Origin of the sequence: Bartonella sp. WD12.1 (assembly GCF_002022415.1) — a bacterium.
Taxonomy (GTDB): domain Bacteria; phylum Pseudomonadota; class Alphaproteobacteria; order Rhizobiales; family Rhizobiaceae; genus Bartonella.
The window spans coordinates 974,354-990,673 of the sequence record NZ_MUBG01000001.1 but is presented as its reverse complement, the minus strand read 5'-3'; the positions used below and the strand labels follow the sequence as shown (position 1 = coordinate 990,673).

Here is a 16,320-nt window from a genome sequence, read left to right as displayed (position 1 = left end):
TAATCACGGCTGTAGACTGTGCTTTTTCATTAAGAGCTTAATGTGTGGCCACTTTCTTTTATGATGGAGTTTTATGGTATTGTAACGGACATGTTGGTTTTGCAGAAATGAATTTGATAATGCTTTTTCAGCATTGAGCAAACGCATGTTATAGGTAGAAATATGTTACTGAAACGCTTTGTCACGGTAATCATTATCTGTATGGTTTTGTCTTTATTAAGATCAGTAAGTTGGTCTAATGTTATCTTACAGAAAGATATATCACTATCAGTTCCTGATTTAGCTGCTACCCTTTTAGATACAGTCGTAAATATTTCTACAACGCAAATAGTTGATGGGACTGAGCAAGATGAACATACTCCTGCTCCTGTTATTTCGAAAGATTCATTATTACAGGAGTATTTTGATGATTTTTTTACGCCAAAAGATGGTCAGGAGGGTAGTCAGTTTCAAAAAGTACGCTCTCTGGGATCAGGTTTTGTAATTGATGCTCAAAAGGGGCTTATTGTTACAAATTACCACGTTATTGTAGATGCTGATGATATTGAGGTTAATTTTACTGATGGCACAAAGCTAAAAGCGAAATTACTTGGAAAAGACAGTAAGACGGATTTAGCTTTACTTCAAGTAACACCAGGAAACAGAAAATTAACAGCTGTACGTTTTGGTAATTCAGAAAAAGTACGTATTGGTGATTGGGTTATGGCTATCGGTAACCCTTTTGGTTTTGGTGGTAGTGTAACGGTTGGAATTATTTCTGCACGTAATCGTGATCTTAATGCTGGTCCTTATGATAATTTTATTCAAACAGATGCAGCAATTAACCGAGGAAATTCTGGAGGTCCGTTATTTGATAGAAATGGTGAAGTGATTGGCATTAATACAGCAATTGTTTCGCCTTCTGGTGGATCAATTGGGATTGGTTTTGCTATACCATCTGATATGGCCATTTCTATTATCAATCAATTGCGTGATTTTGGGGAAGTAAGACGCGGTTGGTTGGCTATTCGTATTCAACCTGTGACAGATGATATTGCAGAAAGTTTGAAATTAGGCCAGGCTGTTGGGGCGTTAGTTGCGGGTAAAATTGAACATGCAAAGGTAGATAATAGTCAATTACATATTGGTGATGTTATTCTTTATTTTGAGAATACCAAAATAAAGAATGCACGTGATTTACCACGTTTAGCAGCAGAAAGTCCTGTAGGGAAAGTGGTAAATATTACAGTTTTACGTGATGGACAAGAAAAAACAGTAAAAGTTAAACTTGGTCGTTTAGTTGAAGCTGATTCAGATGAAAATAAAGCAGAAAAATCTGATAAGAAAAAAAGTAGCGCAAATCCTACTACAATGCAGCTTATGGGCATGACATTGTCAGCACTTAACTCTGATTTACGCCAACGCTACTCAATTGCTGATAAGCTTAATGGATTAGTTGTGACATCTGTAGCACGAGATAGTGCAGCTGATAAAAAACGTATTCGTGTTGGTGAAATAATAGTTGATATCAATCAAAGTGCGGTCACAACAGTTGATGATGCTAAAAAACGTTTTCATAAATTACGTGAAGCAGGACGCAAAAACGCTTTATTTATTGTTGCTCGTCCTGATGGAGAATTGCGATTTGTAACAATCCGAATGGATTGATATTTTGCAATACCTTTATTTTCGTTATAAGAAATAATTTTTATAAGACAGCGCTTTTATGCGTAATGCTGATAAAAAGAGCTGTTATCGTTTATAGATAATACAGTGATATTAACAGTATCTGTATGCAAATTCTAATTTTTTAGCTCATTTAGAATATATTTTATTGTAATTGAAATTCATACGTACAAGAAAAGTTTTTATAGAGAGTATTTTAATTTATCTATTAATCGTAATGCTTTGATCTTATTTTAGAGTTATCGTATTATTTGTTTTACCTCTTTAAAGAATAAAAATACCGTTAGCTTTTTCTCTTTATTTAATTGTATCAATGCTTCTTGTGTTCACATTTGAAGGAATTCTATTTACAACGTCATAGGTAAATACTGAATTCAATATTAATGATAAGCATTTGCAATTAAGTGATTAATTAATGGATATAAAAGGCTTCCATTCATGACACAGAGAATGGTTACATTGATAGCTGGCCCAACGGCAAGCGGAAAGTCAAAACTTGCATTAAAAATAGCTCAAGAAAAAAATGCTATTATCATTAACACTGATTCTATGCAGATTTATAATGTTTTGAATATTTTAACAGCAAGGCCGACAAAAGCTGATACTTTGATTATTCCACACTATCTTTATGGTTATGTAAGTCCCGCTTTTAACTATTCGGTAGGGCAATGGTTGAACGATGTTGAAAAGCTTTTAAGCTCATTTCCGTTAAAACCACTTATTTTTGTTGGTGGAACAGGGCTTTATTTTCGTGCGCTTTTAGAGGGGATTTCACAAATCCCTTCTATTCCAGATGCTATACGAGAAAAATGGCGAATTCGACTTTATAAGGAAGGAGCTGAAAGTCTTTATCGTGAGTTATTGCAGGTTGATGCTGCTCTTTGTGAAAAAATTGCTCCACAAGATGGACAACGAATTGTTCGTGCTTTGGAAGTTTATGAATCGACAGGTAAGAGATTAAGTTGGTGGCAAAAGAAAAAAACGAAATCCTTAATTGCGCAAGATTGTTCAGAGAAAGTTCTTCTTATTCCCCCACGTCAATTACTTTATGAACGCATTAATGAGCGGTTTAACCATATGGTTGAAAGAGGAGTGTTGGAAGAAGTAATTGCTATGAAGAAGCTCACGCTTTCTCCTTTACTACCAGCGATGAAAGCTATAGGGGTACGTGAACTTATGGCTTATTTAGATGGATATAAAAGTTTTGAAGATGCTATTGAAGAAGCAAAAATGCAAACTAGGAGATATGCAAAAAGGCAAATGACGTGGTTTAATAACCAATTTGATGACAAATGGAATCTCATTTATTCATAAAACAAAAAGTGGGGAAAAATATCATAATTGTCTAAGGAAAAGAGAATATTTTGAATGAAAAATTTTTCAAAAAGCAATTTTCAATTGACGGATACCATTAATGAAATTAAAATCTTTATCTATAGAAAGTACTCTTATTGTAGTTGCGTAAAAGATAAGAAGTTCGATTTATGATATTTTCTCCTTATATGCTATAGGCTCCTTTGGAGCCTTTTTTTGTTATGCTGTAGAATAGGCGAGTAGAAAAAATGACAGATCATCCAAGAACAAAAGAAAGAGCAGATGGGAAGATAATGTCGGGGGCTGAAATGGTAATTCAGGCTCTTATTGATCAGGGGGTTGAATATATTTTTGGTTATCCTGGTGGAGCTGTTCTTCCTATTTTTGATGCGATTTATAAACAAGATTCATTTCAACATATTTTGGTGCGTCATGAACAAGCAGCAGGTCATGCGGCAGAAGGCTATGCACGCAGTACCGGAAAAGTTGGCGTTATGCTTGTAACTTCTGGTCCGGGAGCAACTAATGCTGTGACTCCTTTGCAAGACGCATTGATGGATTCTATTCCTATTGTTTGTTTTTCTGGTCAGGTACCTACAACTTTGATTGGAACAAATGGTTTTCAAGAAGCAGATACAGTTAATATTACGCGGTCTTGTACTAAACATAATTGGCTTGTTAAAGATGTGAATAACCTTGCACAAATTATTCATGAAGCATTTCATACTGCTCGATCGGGGCGTCCAGGGCCAGTTTTAATTGATATTCCTAAAGATATTCAATGTGCTTCAGGTGTTTATAGGGCACCTGAAGCTATGACATCTATACATTATCATGCCCAACCAAAAGACAATTCAAAAGCTATTGAACATGCTGCTTCTCTTTTAGCAGAAGCTAAACAGCCTGTTATTTATTCTGGTGGTGGTGTTATTTCATCAGGACTTGAAGCTGTACGACTCTTACGTGATTTAGTTCAATTGGGAGATTTGCCGATCACTTCAACATTAATGGGGCTTGGTGCTTACCCTGCTTCTGGCAAAAATTGGCTTGGAATGCTTGGAATGCATGGAACTTATGAAGCTAATATGGCCATGCATCATTGTGATGTCATGTTAGCTCTTGGTGCACGGTTTGATGATCGTGTTACTGGGCGGCTTGATGCATTTGCGCCTCATGCGCGCATTATACACGTTGATGTTGATCCTTCTTCTATCAATAAAATAGTTAAAGTAGACGTTCCTATTATTGGGGATGTCGCTTATATTTTAAAAGATATAATACAATGTTTGCGTGCGCTACAGCCTGTATTGAATAAGAAAAGTCGAGATAAATGGTGGACGCAAATTAATCAATGGCGTGCTCGTAATTCATTAGTATACGTCGAGAAAAAAAATGTTATCATGCCACAATATGCCCTTGAACGGCTTCACGCTCTTACCAAAGATGCCAATACTTATATTACAACTGATGTTGGGCAACATCAGATGTGGGCTGCACAATATTGTCGTTTTGAGGAACCAAACCGTTGGATGACTTCTGGTGGTCTTGGAACAATGGGGTATGGTTTTCCTTCTGCTATTGGTGTTCAGATTGCACATCCTGACGCGCTTGTTATATGTGTTTCTGGTGATGCTTCAATTCAGATGAATATTCAAGAACTTGCAACAGCAGTTCAGTATAATACACCTGTGAAGGTTTTTATTTTGAATAATCAGTATATGGGTATGGTCCGCCAATGGCAGCAATTATTACACGGCAATCGTCTTTCTAATTCTTATGTAGAATCGATGCCTGATTTTGTTAAATTGGCACAGGCTTATGGAGCAGTTGGTATTTGTTGTTCAAAACCAGATGAGCTTGATGATAAAATTCAACAAATGATTGATTGCGATAAACCGGTTTTATTTGATTGCCGCGTTGATAATTTAGAAAATTGTCTTCCTATGATCCCGTCTGGATATGCACATAATGATATGCTTTTGCCTGATGAGGCCAATGATGAAGTAGTTGCTAATGCTGTTCCTGTTACAGGACAATTATTCGTATAGGAAGTTTGAAATCTATTATATTCAATTAAGAATTTTATTTCAGCTTATTTTACTATTCGTGATCATGATTTAATAGAAATTGGTATGTCGGTCTTAAATTGATAATGAACCGAATATTTAAGCATATATCATTGATTTATTTTTAAAATATGGAAATTGTTACCATTTATTATATGTGTTGATTTGACTGTTTATCAGTCAATCGGAATTTTTCTTCAACAAGAGTAGGTTTAATTAAGGGGGTATAAGCGGTGGATAGGTACAAGCTTTGTAAATGGTGAAAGTATTTTGTGTAAAATTAGTATGACGATGGACTATTTTAATTTTTAAATTACTGAAAACCTATCTAACATTGATCAATTTGGTAAATGCTCTACGTTTTTTGAAGTTTATAAAATATACTAAAATTTGGCTCAAAAATGAGCTGAGATTTTAAAAACACCATAAGGATAAGCTTATCTTTGATAATAGTTTTTATTTTCAAAATGCTTGCTCTTTTTGCGCGAATCTTGTCTTGATAGACTATGCAGTTTTCATCAGAACAAGATAATGCGCTGAAGGCTGTAGCCGCATGGTTGAAAGACGGGAGCTCTCCTGTTTTTCGCCTTTTTGGCTATGCAGGAACGGGAAAAACAACACTTGCTCGCTATTTTGCAGAAACAATAGATGGTTCTGTTCAATTTGCTGCTTTTACAGGTAAAGCAGCACAAGTCTTGCGTTCTAAAGGTGCGAGTAATGCTCGTACTATTCATTCATTGATTTATTGTCCTCGTGGTGAGCAGGAAGTTTCTGATGAGGTAACAGGTAAAACATCTATAACACCAACATTTTCATTAAATCGACAAAGTCCAATTGCGCAAGCTAAGCTTGTTGTTGTGGATGAATGTTCAATGGTAGATGAACAATTAGCACGTGATTTGATGAGTTTTCGCACGCCAATTCTTGTCCTTGGTGATCCAGGTCAGTTGCCTCCCATATCAGGGGGTGGTTTTTTTTCTAATGGTACACCAGATTTTCTTTTATCAGAAATTCATCGACAAGCGTATGATAATCCAATTATTCGCCTAGCTATGGATGTACGTGAGGGGCGTGATATTGCTTATGGAGATTATGGACTAGCGCGTGTTGTTAAGCGCAAAGAGTTTGATCAACAATTGGTATTAGATGCTGATCAACTTTTAGTAGGGCTGAATCGAACGCGTTATCTTTATAATAGACGTTTGCGTGAGTTAAAGGGATTTATAGAAAAATATCCGCAGGTTGGAGACAGGCTTGTGTGTTTGCGCAATGATTCAACAAAACGTTTGTTGAATGGCTCTTTGTGGACAGTTATGACTTCAAAAAAGGAACTTGTTAAACCAGGTATTCATCTTCTTGTTAATTCGGAAGAAAGCGAATGGGGAGTTGTAAAAATTAAACTTCTCAAAGCAATTTTTGAAAATCCTGAAGATGAAATTTCATGGCAAATAAAAAAGAGATATGATGACTTTGATTATGGGTATGCGTTAACTGTTCATAAAGCTCAAGGATCTCAATGGGATAATGTGGTTTTATTTGATGAAAGTTTTGCATTTCGTGATATGAATGCATGTTGGCTTTATACGGGGATTACGCGCGCAGCAAAACAGTTAACAATTGTTCGATAGAATAAGAAATAATTTTTATTGCCTGGTTTTACGGGGAATTGTATTTTTCTCTGTCGTTAAAATTTAATAGAAATGGAAGTGTGTATGGCAGTAAAACTTTCAGTTAATCTCAATGCTGTTGCTGTTTTGCGTAATCGACGCCATCTGCCATGGCCAAGTGTTACAGGTATTGGGTATAAAGCACTTACAGCTGGTGCGGCGGGGTTGACGGTTCATCCGCGGCCGGATGAAAGACACATTTGTTTTTCTGATTTACCAAATATACGTTTTTTAATTAACAATAATTTTCCCACTGCTGAATTTAATATTGAAGGTTATCCAAGTGATATGTTTTTAGATATGGCAGAAAAATATGCTGATCAAATTACACTTGTACCTGATAATCCAGCTCAGTCGACATCCGATCATGGTTGGGATTTTTCTAATGATGCAGAATTTTTAACACCTATTGTACAACGCTTAAAAGAAAAGAAAATTCGTGTCTCATTATTTGCTAATCCAGTTGTAGAGGGTCTTGATATTGTTAAAATGATTGGCGCCGATCGTGTAGAATTTTATACTGGAGCTTATGGTGGAGCATTTAAAGATAAGGAAAAACAGAAGCAAGAGTTAGATAAACTTGTATTGGCGGCCAAAAAAGCCAGAGAGTTGCAATTAGGTATCAATGCGGGACATGATCTGACAGTTTCTAATCTTTCTGCTATTGTTGATCGAATACCTTGGCTTGATGAGGTTTCCATTGGCCATGGGCTTATCGCTGATGCGTTAGAATATGGAATACATGAGACTGTTCAGCGTTTCATCCGTTTATTAGTATAAATTTTTACTTATATTAGTTTGTTAATGTGGGGTAAAATTTTCTTGTCAATCGGAAAAATTGCTTGTTTTATAATTTATCCAAAATCATAGTCATTAGAAAATTGCGATTGATATTATTTGCGATTTAATAGCTTTATTCTAAATAGCGAATTGGATGTTCCATTTTAGGTTAAAATAAACCTTTAACAAGTGTAGAATCGAAATATTACAATGTATCAAGTGCACTGTTTATGGTTGACGTAAATATTTTATTGTATAACTGGTGTTTTTATAATTGTTATCAGTCGTTTAACATGGTATTTCCCTATTTAATTTGAAAATAAAAGTAAGAAATAAGCTTTAAAAAATTATTTTTGTTAAATAAGTGGCACTATACAGATGATTATCAATCCATTTTGGAGAGAGGTTGTATTTTATCATAGGGCAGGTGAGATGGGTTTTAATGCCAAAGTATGATTAGGTTATCATGTTTATTATGATTTTTTACTATTTATTTTGAGATCTAAATATATTTTTAAAAAAATTCTTCGAATTTATAGCTTTGTTGTTTGCAATATGCGAATTTAAAAATTATTCAATTACCGTCCTATTATGAGTAAAAGTTTGAGCATTTGTAAGGTGCAAAATACGTAGAGCGGTTTTTTACTCTTTGTTTATTGAGTGAAAGACATTTAAGCTTCAATTAAATGTAGATATAAAGGAATATTTTCATGCGTGTTTATTATGATTGTGATGCCAACGTTAATTTAATTAAAGAAAAAAAAGTAGCAATTATCGGTTATGGTTCACAAGGACGTGCACACGCGTTAAATTTAAAGGATTCTGGTGTTCAAAATATACAAATTGCTTTACGTCCAGGATCGAAAACAGCTAAAAAAGCTAAAGCAGATGGTTTTAAAGTTGTTGATGTTTCTAAAGCAGCACAGTGGGCAGACCTTATTATGATGGCAACACCTGATGAGTTGCAGGCTGATATTTATAAAGAGCATGTCCATGATTATTTGCGTGATGGGGCGGCGATTGCTTTTGCTCATGGTTTAAATATTCATTTTGGCTTGATTGAGGTTAAAGAAACCATTGATGTTGTGATGGTTGCTCCTAAAGGTCCAGGCCATACAGTGCGTGGCGAATATCAACGCGGTGGTGGTGTTCCTTGCTTAATTGCGATTGCACAGGATGCTTCAGGTAATGCGCATGATGTGGCGTTGTCTTATGCTTGTGGTATTGGTGGTGGACGTGCTGGTGTGATTGAAACAACTTTTAGAGAAGAATGTGAAACAGATCTTTTTGGTGAACAAGCTGTTCTTTGTGGTGGGCTTGTTGAGCTTATTCGTGCAGGTTTTGAAACATTGACAGAAGCAGGTTATGCACCTGAGATGGCTTATTTTGAGTGTTTACATGAGGTTAAATTGATTGTTGATCTCATTTATGAAGGCGGTATTGCAAACATGAATTATTCAATTTCCAATACAGCTGAGTGGGGTGAATATATGTCTGGTCCACGCGTGATCAATGAGAAAACCAAAACAGAGATGAAACGTATTTTAAGGGATATCCAGACAGGCAAATTTACATCAGACTGGATGCAAGAATATAAAGCTGGTGCAGCCCGTTTTAAAAGTATTCGACGTTTAAATGATGCACACCCTATTGAAGAAGTTGGTAAAAAACTGCGTGCTATGATGCCCTGGATTAGCTCTAATGCTTTGGTTGACAGGGAACGTAACTAAGTTTTATTGGGTTATGCGTAAAAAAGTTTAAGTGTAAAACTGGATCATAAAAAAATCTTTTTTATGATGTGCTGTTACGCATAACCTTTATTTTTTGTGTCTGATAAAATTCTTCTTTCCAAATATAAAGTACATGATACTTAAGAAAACAAACCAAAGTGATGTGTATTTTAGAGCTGCTAAAGTATCGGATTCTAACGTCAATAAAAAGATAATAAAAGCAAAGAAAGCCAGAGTAACCCAGCACATAAAAACACCTCCTGGCATTTTATAGGTAGATGTATCATGTTGCGTAGGGTAATTGCGGCGGTAAGTAATATAGCTGATTAAAATCACGGACCATACAAATACAAATAAAATTGCTGAAATAGTTGTAACAATTGTGAAGGCACCTATAGCAGTTGGAGATAACGATGAGAAAATATAGCCTAATAAAATGCATAAGCAAGAAAAGACTAATGCATTGGCTGGGACGTGGTTATTGGAAAGTTTTCCTAAAAAAGCAGGAGCTCCCTGTTTAGTGGCAAGGCCATATATCATACGGCTAGTAGAAAAAATACCGCTATTTGCAGAAGATGCTGCTGATGTGAGAACGACAAAATTGACTATACCAGCAGAAATTGGAATACCCGCAAGTAAAAACATTTCTACAAATGGACTTTTATCTGGAACAACTTGATTCCAAGGTATGACTGACATAATTACAACAAGAGAGAAGATGTAAAAGAGTACAATACGAATAGGTATTGAGTTGATTGCTTTTGGTAATATCTTTTCAGGTTCTTTGACTTCAGCTGCGGTTGTTCCAGCCAGCTCAATGCCAGTAAAAGAAAAAATAGCAATTTGAAATCCAGCAAAAAATCCAGTGATTCCTCGAGGGAAGATATTTCCATCATTCCATACGTTACTAAGAGAGGAAACAGTGCCATTTGGGGAAGTAAAACCGATAAAAATCATATAAAATCCAACAATAATTAATACCAGAATTGCTATGATTTTGATAAGACCAAACCAGAATTCAAGTTCACCAAATAACTTTACGGCTACAAGGTTAAACATTAAGAAGAAAAGGATACAAATAGGAACGGGAATCCATGGGTTGAGTGTAGGCCACCAAAATTGTGCATAACTAATGATGGCAATAATATCTGCAACTCCGGTTACAATCCAACATAACCAATAAGTCCAACCAATGAAAAAACCAACAGTCGGCCCTAATAGTTCGGATGAAAAGTCCATAAAGGATCGATATTGGGTATTAGAAAGTAACAATTCTCCCATAGCCCGCATTACAAAATAGAGAATGCAACCAATAATAGCGTAAACTAGTATAATTGAAGGACCTGCAACGCTGATTGTTTTGCCTGATCCCATGAAGAGACCTGTTCCGATAGCACCACCAATAGCAATAAGTTGTACGTGGCGATTATCTAATCCACGTTGTAATTCCTTTTTATAATCTTCAGCTAAATTTGGTTTATGGTCCATTTTTAGGAGGTCCCCTTTATTATTTAAAACTAAATTGCGCTAACAAAAAGACAATTTCCCATATGGAAGCATGATACAAGTGAGTCGTAAAGTAGAAAACACTTTCAATGACTTTAAAGGTCAGTGGCTTATAGAGAAGAAAAGTGGGTATAGTAAATATAATATTGGCAAAATTACACCGATTTGTTCAAATAGAACAATATAAGTTAACCTATAAGCTTTAAGATATTATTCTTAATAAAGTAATTGGTATTTTGTCATATAGCAATTTACCAGTTACTTTTGTAAAGCAGGTTGATGGTTGATAAAATAAGCATGAAAATTTGTTATTCAAGTGATAACTGTAATTATGTTTTCTACACAAAAGGAACATGATTATAGCCGTTTTACTTACTATACTTTTTTATAAGTGAAGTTTATTGGTAAGATGAGTATATGCTGAAATGAGTTATAATCAACAAACTTTAATAAAAATTGATATAACCTATTTAAACATTCGTAAATATGTTTTCAATGTTAATTTATTTTTATTGAGAAAGTTTATTGTATTTATAGTTTTGTCATAGTGTCTAGTGTGCTTATATTATTTATATAATGACGATTCTTATAAAGCATTTTTGCTATAAAATTTAAAAGAGAATAATAGAGAACAGGTACAATGAATATTGAAAATTTTTGGTAATAAAATGAAAAGGAATTTCAATTTTTAATAGAAATATTGTGATATTTTATCACTAAATTTAACAATAAAATCTTGTAAAATAAATGGTGGGTGATGAGGGAATCGAACCCACGACCCGCTGATTAAGAGTCAGCTGCTCTACCGACTGAGCTAATCACCCACGGTTCTTCAAAAGAAGAGAATGAGCGGTTCTATAACGTTCCTAGAGGAGGATGTCTAGATGGTTCTATTGTTTTTTGTAAGATAAATAAAGTCTATAGCGAAACCAGTGAGGCATATAAGCTTTATATAGTATTTTCTCTTGATCTTGTACAAAAATATCCATTATAAGAAGTTCTACTAATAAATGTTCTAATTATCTATACAGAACGATACTAAAGGATTGTCGAGCGTAATGCCCGAGCAAAATTCAGAAGAATTTTCTTATAATATCAAGCGATGTAAAATTTTTTTTCATTGTATGAATCTTGTCAACAATCATATGAATTTAAGTAATGCCTTGTGGCTTTCTGCTTTTGGGTGCAATTTATTTGCATTCAATGTTATCGATCAATTGTGCGAATGAAAGCTTATGAATTTATTTCATCAACGATGCGCATTTAAGTTTTTTACAACCTTTTCAAAGGATGAACTATGATGGAATGGGTCATTGATCCCCATGTGTGGTTTGGCTTGGTTACATTGATTTTCCTCGAAATTGTTTTAGGGATAGATAACCTTGTTTTCATTGCAATCTTAGCAGAGAAATTGCCATTACATTTGCGTAATCGTGCACGTTTGGTAGGTTTAACTTTAGCATTAATTATGCGGCTTTGTCTCCTCATGGTTATTGGTTGGGTAATGAGCCTTGATAAAGTAATTTTTTCTATCGCATCCTTTGGTTTTAGTTGGCACAGCCTCATCTTAATTAGTGGTGGAGCTTTTTTGTTAGCAAAAGGAACGCTGGAGTTACATGAAAGGTTGGAGGGGGCAGCACATGAAAGGAAAACTGGTGTTATTTATGCTGTTTTTTGGCAGGTGATTGTCCAAATTGTTGTACTTGATGCAGTGTTTTCTCTTGATAGTATTATTACTGCAACAGGTATGATCGCCAGAGATCAAGCAGTGGTTATGTACATAGCAGTTGTCATTGCGATGGGTGTAATGATGTGGGGATCTGGCACTATTATGCGTTTGATTAGTCGTTATCCTACTGTTGTCATTCTTTGTCTTGGTTTTTTGATGATGATTGGCTTTACTCTCATTGTTGAAGGATTGGGCTTTCATATTCCAAAAGGTTATTTGTATGCAGCTATAGGTTTTTCAGTTCTTATTGAGTTTTTGAATCAAATTGGGCGTCGTAATCGTGAAAAGATGGTTACAACAAATGATTTGCGTGAACGAACAGCTGATGCTGTATTAAGACTTTTAGGCGGTGGAAAAAAAGACGGTAATCTGAGTGAAACTGTAGATGTTATTGTTGAACAAGCAGCTATTTCTGAGCTTTTTCGACCGGAGGAAAAAGAAATGATACGTGGTGTTCTTGATTTGGCTGATCGTCCTGTGCGCTCTATTATGTCACCCCGTAATGAGATTGAATGGCTGGACTTGAACGGTGATGAAAGCGAGATGCGTGAAGAATTGCAAAAAGTTAAACATAGTCGTTTAATTCTTGCACGCGAAAAAGTAGATGAATTTGTTGGCGTTGCTTTAACTAAGGATCTGCTCTTAAATTGGGCTGAAGATCAAAAGATTAATTGGCAAAGAGCTATGCGTGAACCACTTGTTGTGCATGAAAATACGAGTGTTTTACGATTAATGGAGCAATTACGCCATTCTTCGATTCAGCTTGCGATTATTGTGGATGAGCATGGATCTTTTGAAGGTATTGCAACACCGACAGACATTCTTGAAGCGATTGCTGGTGATTTTCCAGATGATGATGATGAACCTGTTGTGGTGGAACGACTTGAAGATGGGAGTTTTCTTGTTGAAGGGTGTGCGGATATTCGCCATTTGAGTAGTTATCTTGAGCGTGATTTTGTTGATGAAGCAGACCGTTATACTACGCTTGCAGGATTTATGCTTTGGCATTTTGGCCATTTACCAAATGAAGATGAGAGTTTTGAAACTGAAGGTTTGTGTTTTAAAGTGATTGAAATGGACCGTCGAAATATTTCTAAAGTGCTCATCTCTCCCCTTAATTTTGTAGCAGAAAAAGTAATGATTTAGGAAATAAAGAGAATAATAGCCATTTTTTATTATTAATTTTTAGGCTTATACAAATTTATAAATGTATAAACACGGGAAGTATTAAAAAGATTTTAGGTTAAAAAGTAATGTTTATTCCGTGAATTTTTGCATATCTATGTAAAAATAAACACGGGTCAATACCTTGTTACAAGGATATAAGATGCTATTTTGTAATTGAAATTGGTATCTATAATCGTAAAAAATGCACGTTTATTTTAATGTATCGTTATGATGTGTATTTATAAAATCGAGTAAATATATTGATTTAAGTGCTAATTAAATTTAGCACAATTCTTATTATTTGTTTGAACGCAAAAAAATGAAGTGAGTTTAGCTTTTTTCAGGTTAGGTATGCTGCGTTCGTTTTCGATATTGGTGAATCTCAAAAATTGCTACAAAGAACAGTGAAATGATAAATGGTATAATCAAATAGAGCATTCTAAATACAATAAGCGCCGCGATAACGTTAGCGGGGTCTATTTGGGGCATACCTGCCATAAATAAAGCTTCAAGTACACCTACTCCTCCTGCGGGTGCATTAGAGAGCAGGGTAATGGTAAAAGAGGCTAGGAAAACACCGAGTACAGAGATAAAACAAATATCAGTATTGTATGACAGTACGGCATATATAATTCCCGCTGCTCCTAAAAGTTCTAATGGACTAATCAGAAGCTGTTGGATGACAATTTTAAGCCGTGGATAAGAAAGTTGAATTTTTTTGCTTATGTATAAAGGTCTTAACTGAAACCAACTACCGAAAGTGTATAGCGCTATAAAGGCGAGTAAAATTACACCAATTATTGTACCAAGCCATACGGGAAGATCTTCGTAAATGAGCATGATAATTTTAGGTTGCAAAATTAAAACGATGCCAGAAAGCAAGATTGTGCCAATTACAAAAGTAAAGGAGCAAAAGCCAACTAATATTGCAACTTCTGTTCCACTTAACCCTTTCATTTTATAAGCACGATAGCGTACAACAGCACCAGAAAAAACTGAAGCTCCGATATTGTGTGAAAGCGCATAAGTGGTAAATGAACAGATGGCGATGAATACCCAAGAAATTTTACGACCAAGATGTTGCAAAGCAATTCGATCATACCCAGCAAGAGCTGCATAAGCGATGAGTGAACAAAAACAAGCTAGTAACCACTGATGTACCTTTAAATCGGCTAAACGATCTAGTACATCAATTAGAAAAATAGTTGATAGCTTTATATAAAGAATACGGATCGATATCAGCATTGTTAGGATGCCGATAAATGGCCATATAAATTTTTTTAATTTCACACTTTTTTATCCATTTCCGGGTTTTTATTCATGACTTTTGTGCACATAATTCATGATTATTCATCTTAGATTACAAATCATTGTTTTGCTACATTCTCCATAATCTCAAGTGCTTTTTTGTCATTATCATTACAATGGCTACACATCAATTAATAAAACAGGCTGTTTTTGTTTTAAGTAGTGTATAAACTTTAAGGTTGGGTATATTGGTTGTGCGCTGTCCTACTTCAATAGTACAATAACATCTTTTTGTATATTTCTAAATATTAGTTGCATTAATAATTTCTTGTTTTATGGTATTTTTTGCTAATTGTTTCAATTTTATCTGCAATTTTTCTATTGGCAAAATTTTTATTCTTCACTTAAAATCAAAGACTTACCTTTGTTTGTTAAGAAAAAGCGCAAATCTATTTGCTAATACAGTTGTAATCACTCATCACAACATGACTGATTTTTTAATAGTGAATAGAAACTCTGGACTAAAATTTTCATTGATATTAAAAATTGTTTACGTATTTCATCAATTTACGTGAAAATTTCTCTAAATATTTTTAATTTTGCCAAGGTTAATGAAAACGGAAAGATTTAAGCAAAATAGAAAGAGCTATTTTTGTAAAGACCATATCATAGAAGTGATTATTCAATGGTTTTAAGCTTGAATTTGATTTTATGAGGATAAAAATTTTCTAATATTGGCAAAATTTAAGATAGTAGAAAATTATTTTATTAGAATAGCGGTAAGTTTCATAATGAAAAAAGCAATAATAAAATTTCCTAACAATGATCGTTAATCATATTTCTAGAAGGTAGTAGGAAGTTATCAAGGTTCTTTCTTTCTAGATTAAATGATATGTGTGCAGAGATAAAGGAGGGAACAAGAGAGGCATTTTTGCAATGATAAGAATTTTTTGCTGCACACTGACTTTTAAGTGGGGGTAGGTTGATAATGCTCCGAATTTTAAATCAGCCATTGTATAAAAAGAGCAATTAATTCTCTTTTATTCCTTATTCTGAGGGATAGTTTCTCTTGAATGTGTAGGGGGTAGTACTAAGGTCATGATTAAATTTTTCATAGTTAATCACGCGGTAGCAATAAATCCTTTTTTGTTTTAATAAGTTGGTGTTTCTATAGGGCATTGGTTATGGTACACTGAATACCAAACCACTCCTAAAACCGTAATCCATAGTCCAGCTAGAAACATAACCCTAGAAAATAACAAATGCTATTTGTGTGATGATAATAGAGAGTTGCAATGGTTTTGATAGATACAAACTTTTAGTAAAAATGCACTTCAACACCAAATATCTAAAAATGAAACTCTTTCAATGGGTTGTTTGATAAGAGACGAAGTTCTATTTTAGAAACTGTTTGTATTTGGTTACGTAATAATAATCCTTAGAGAACA

General features: G+C 34.6%; 9 protein-coding genes and 1 tRNA gene. 7 read left to right on the top strand and 3 right to left on the bottom strand.

What is annotated here, in order from left to right; translation table 11 throughout:
- Window positions 1-162 precede the first annotated feature (162 nt).
- The 6 genes from BWD121_RS04425 to ilvC all read left to right on the top strand — a co-directional run bounded on the left by BWD121_RS04425 (window position 163) and on the right by ilvC (window position 9,222).
- Entirely contained in the window at window positions 163-1,647 is a 1,485-nt protein-coding gene (locus BWD121_RS04425; RefSeq protein ID WP_078663537.1) for a Do family serine endopeptidase, read from the top strand.
- 456 nt (window positions 1,648-2,103) lie between these two features.
- Entirely contained in the window at window positions 2,104-2,979 is an 876-nt protein-coding gene (gene miaA, locus BWD121_RS04420) for a tRNA (adenosine(37)-N6)-dimethylallyltransferase MiaA (RefSeq protein ID WP_078663536.1), read from the top strand.
- A 248-nt stretch (window positions 2,980-3,227) separates the two neighbouring features.
- Window positions 3,228-5,027, top strand: a complete 1,800-nt coding sequence (locus tag BWD121_RS04415) for an acetolactate synthase 3 large subunit (protein WP_078663535.1) — start codon at window positions 3,228-3,230, stop codon at window positions 5,025-5,027.
- Between the two features lie 524 nt (window positions 5,028-5,551).
- Window positions 5,552-6,673 (top strand): ATP-dependent RecD-like DNA helicase, encoded by a 1,122-nt coding sequence (locus tag BWD121_RS04410; protein WP_078663534.1) that lies wholly within the window; start codon window positions 5,552-5,554, stop codon window positions 6,671-6,673.
- Between the two features lie 84 nt (window positions 6,674-6,757).
- Entirely contained in the window at window positions 6,758-7,492 is a 735-nt protein-coding gene (locus BWD121_RS04405; protein WP_078663533.1) for a pyridoxine 5'-phosphate synthase, read from the top strand.
- Between the two features lie 710 nt (window positions 7,493-8,202).
- A complete protein-coding gene (gene ilvC / locus BWD121_RS04400; protein ID WP_078663532.1) occupies window positions 8,203-9,222 on the top strand; it encodes a ketol-acid reductoisomerase in 1,020 nt (339 codons plus the stop codon).
- An 87-nt stretch (window positions 9,223-9,309) separates the two neighbouring features.
- On the opposite strand, the gene cycA is transcribed toward ilvC, so the two are convergent.
- Window positions 9,310-10,710, bottom strand: a complete 1,401-nt coding sequence (cycA, locus tag BWD121_RS04395) for a D-serine/D-alanine/glycine transporter (RefSeq protein ID WP_078663531.1) — start codon at window positions 10,708-10,710, stop codon at window positions 9,310-9,312.
- Between the two features lie 766 nt (window positions 10,711-11,476).
- Window positions 11,477-11,552 (bottom strand) — tRNA-Lys (locus BWD121_RS04390).
- Window positions 11,553-12,025: 473 nt separating this feature from the next.
- Here BWD121_RS04390 and BWD121_RS04385 point away from each other — a divergent pair.
- Window positions 12,026-13,603: a TerC family protein gene (locus BWD121_RS04385; protein ID WP_078663530.1), complete on the top strand. Its 1,578-nt coding sequence runs from the start codon at window positions 12,026-12,028 to the stop codon at window positions 13,601-13,603.
- A gap of 366 nt (window positions 13,604-13,969) precedes the next feature.
- Here the strand turns inward: BWD121_RS04385 and BWD121_RS04380 are convergent, their stop codons facing one another.
- Window positions 13,970-14,914 carry a YbhN family protein gene (locus tag BWD121_RS04380; protein WP_078663529.1) on the bottom strand — a complete coding sequence of 315 codons (945 nt, stop codon included), beginning with the start codon at window positions 14,912-14,914 and terminating at the stop codon, window positions 13,970-13,972.
- Between the last annotated feature and the right edge of the window lie 1,406 nt (window positions 14,915-16,320).

Coding starts and splice junctions, on each gene's coding strand:
- BWD121_RS04425 (WP_078663537.1), top strand. CDS start 163: ATGTTACTGAAACGCTTTGTCACGGTAATCATTATCTGTATGGTTTTG.
- miaA (WP_078663536.1), top strand. CDS start 2,104: ATGACACAGAGAATGGTTACATTGATAGCTGGCCCAACGGCAAGCGGA.
- BWD121_RS04415 (WP_078663535.1), top strand. CDS start 3,228: ATGACAGATCATCCAAGAACAAAAGAAAGAGCAGATGGGAAGATAATG.
- BWD121_RS04410 (WP_078663534.1), top strand. CDS start 5,552: ATGCAGTTTTCATCAGAACAAGATAATGCGCTGAAGGCTGTAGCCGCA.
- BWD121_RS04405 (WP_078663533.1), top strand. CDS start 6,758: ATGGCAGTAAAACTTTCAGTTAATCTCAATGCTGTTGCTGTTTTGCGT.
- ilvC (WP_078663532.1), top strand. CDS start 8,203: ATGCGTGTTTATTATGATTGTGATGCCAACGTTAATTTAATTAAAGAA.
- cycA (WP_078663531.1), bottom strand. CDS start 10,710: ATGGACCATAAACCAAATTTAGCTGAAGATTATAAAAAGGAATTACAA.
- BWD121_RS04385 (WP_078663530.1), top strand. CDS start 12,026: ATGATGGAATGGGTCATTGATCCCCATGTGTGGTTTGGCTTGGTTACA.